Below are 1,608 nucleotides of genomic sequence, written 5' to 3'. Positions count from 1 at the left end.
CTTCTCCTCAAGCTCGCCGCTTTCGACAGCCTCCAGGACGGCGCAGCCCTCCTCCCGCTCATGCCGGCAGTCTGCATACCGGCAGCGGGCCGCGAGCTGCGCAATATCTGAGAATGCGAGATCCACCCCGCCTTCGTCCTCCCACAGCTGAAGCTCCCGCATTCCGGGGGTGTCGATGATCACCCCGCCGTCAGGCAGCAGAAACAATTCGCGGCGCGTCGTCGTATGCCGGCCCCTGCTGTCATCCTCCCTCACTTCCTGGGTCAGCTGAAGATCCGCGCCGCAGAGCCAGTTGACCATTGTCGACTTGCCGCAGCCCGAGGACCCGGTCAGTGCGATTGTCCGTCCTTCGCCGATATAGGGCAGCAAAGCATCGCGTCCGGAGTCCGTAAGCGCGCTGACCGCATAAACGGGAACTCCCGGGGCTGCCATTTCCATCTCCGCTATTTTGGAACCCGGATCCTCGCATAAATCCGCCTTGGTCAGCAGAATAACCGGTGATGCGCCGCTGTTCCAGGCCATAATGAGATATCTTTCCATCCGCCGGAGATTATAATCATCATTCAGCGCACTGACCAGGAACAGGGTATCCACATTGGCGGCTACGATTTGCTCTTTCGGCTGCGTTCCAGCGGCCTTTCTCGATATCACGCTGCGGCGGGGAAGCACGCCATGGATGATTACCTGCCCGCCCTCCGCCAGTTTGACCGCAGTCCAGTCGCCGATAGCGGGGTAATCCCCGGAAACTTCAAGCGAATGCCGCAGCCTGCCCGACAGCTCTCCCCAACGTTCTCCATCTTCCGTCAATATCCGGTACTTGCTTCCGAAATCCCCGACAACCCGCCCGGGAGCAAGAGACCCTCTGGCCGCTTCTTGCCCTGCCATGCTGCCCCATTGATTCATCCAATATTCATTCCATCCGTATTGCCGTATCGTCATGCGATACCTCCACTCATTTATTTTTCTTCTTGCAGATTCCTTCATTTTTCTGCCGGGAACCACGCGCATGCCTTGAACTTAGTGCGTTTTAGACGCAAAAAAGCCCGCCGGAACCCATACGTTCCGGCGGGCGGTGGCAGGCAAGGTCTCTTAGCTAAAGAGACTGCTTGACCTGCCTAACCTGGCGTGCGCTGCGGCGGTGTCCTCTGGACGCCTGGCCGATGCAGCGCACATGCATATGCGGACAGACTTCTGGAGCCTGCCGCTATATGCAAAAAAGCCGCCGGAACCGATACGGTCCCCGGCGGCGCTATTGGCATACGAAACATGCGCGCTTATGCTGCGGCGTCTACCTCACGCGCACAGCCTGTTCCCGGAAGACACGTATCCTGAGCAGTAACAACCGACAAGACCCAAGCCGTATAAACTGTCATAATACATCCTCTCCTTCCGGTAATTTATGGTGCAATCATAAACAAATAGACAGCTTTTTGTCAACCCTTAATCTCTCCAACTATAAAATGCTCCGCAGTTCGTGAAGCTCATCGATCGTCTTCCAGGGCTGCACATCCAGCTTGTCGTCCCACGAATGGTTGCGGCGCAGCCAAATGCCCCTCATACCGGCGCGTCCCGCTCCCCATATATCGTTCACGGGATGATCCCCGATGA

General features: G+C 57.4%; 1 protein-coding gene. It reads right to left on the bottom strand.

Annotation, left to right across the window (positions count from 1 at the left end):
- Nucleotides 1-939 (bottom strand): ribosome small subunit-dependent GTPase A (rsgA, locus tag L691_RS0109790; protein ID WP_025690284.1); only part of this gene is annotated, 939 nt, incomplete at its 3' end.
- Nucleotides 940-1,608: the final 669 nt, after the last annotated feature.

The sequence above is a fragment of the Paenibacillus zanthoxyli JH29 genome, assembly GCF_000520715.1.
In the GTDB taxonomy this organism is placed as follows: Bacteria; Bacillota; Bacilli; order Paenibacillales; family Paenibacillaceae; genus Paenibacillus_AQ; species Paenibacillus_AQ zanthoxyli.
The sequence above is the reverse complement of the archived record's forward strand: the minus strand, read 5'-3'. Positions and strand labels throughout refer to the sequence as shown.